This is a genomic window from Oleiphilus sp. HI0067 (assembly GCF_001635735.1).
Map to the genome: position 1 here is coordinate 1 of NZ_LWFI01000555.1, position 1,121 is coordinate 1,121.

General features: G+C 41.9%; 2 protein-coding genes. One reads left to right on the forward strand and one right to left on the reverse strand.

The features are described from left to right. Positions 1-625 (reverse strand): hypothetical protein (locus A3739_RS06440; RefSeq protein WP_197472122.1); only part of this gene is annotated, 625 nt, incomplete at its 3' end. A gap of 155 nt (positions 626-780) precedes the next feature. Between A3739_RS06440 and A3739_RS06445 the strand changes: the two genes are divergently transcribed. Further along, positions 781-1,121 (forward strand): NAD(P)-binding protein (locus A3739_RS06445; RefSeq protein ID WP_156502405.1); only part of this gene is annotated, 341 nt, incomplete at its 3' end.

Here is a 1,121-nt window from a genome sequence, read left to right on the forward strand (position 1 = left end):
GAGTCATTGGGTAATCTAGCTGCCTGATCGCTTTATCAACTTGTACGCCATGCCCCTCTAGAATGGTCACTACCAGATCACGCTTTTTAGCCAGATAAGCACTTTGTTCATCGTCAGAATATTCTTTCAATATGCTTTGCAATAAATCGCGACTTGTATCGATATAACTTGAGATAGACCTGAATGACACATCCAATAGCAACTTCAATTCACGCGGGTTTTGAGCAATCTCAAACGCGACATTCATCCAGTATTGCCATGCTACGTTTTGTCCTGCTCTATCAAGCGCTAACATGAGTTCTGGCACACCTCTTTCAATAATGGCCAAGGCATTTTGCACAATATTATCGGAAACAAAGGGCGCTACTTTTTGCTCGGGGTTTTCTATAGTGGAGTTCAACCAGTGAATAAGGCTTGAGCGAATTGAACGGCGCGTTGCAGCAATTAAAACTGGGTCATCCAGGTCAGAATGTTCGCCCGCCCCATACATACCGGCCTGCTCCATCTGCTCAATGATTTCGTCTTTGCTAATCATCACCAAGGCTTTCTCGGCCCCAAGGCGTAACAACTGATAAATACGCTCTTTTTCTTCAGTGCTCGCAGCTATTTCTATTTTTTCAGCCAATACAAAACCCTCAATTCTTCACAGCATTAAAGTGCAATATGCACCATATAATAATCATATTGAGTTATTTTGCATATCGACCAATCATTTTTCTGTTCATAGAATGAGCACCACAGTAACGAAAAAGCTAACTCGCATAAAAGATGGTAAGTATTATGGCGACTGCAAAACACGTTCACACACTCATTGTTGGTGCTGGTCTTTCAGGGATTGGTCTTGCGTATTACATGCAAAGAGACTGTCCAGATAAAAGCTATCTAATTCTTGAATCGCGCCAACGGTCTGGCGGCACATGGGACTTGTTTAAGTATCCAGGCATTCGTTCTGATTCTGATTTATTCACCTTTGGATATGAGTTCAAACCTTGGGAAGATAAAAAAGTCATTGCTGATGGTCAGGATATTCTCAAATACATTCGTGAAACGGCATCCGAAAATAAAATCGACCAACATATTCGCTACGGTCGAAAAGTATTAAGCGCCAATTGGAGCTCACA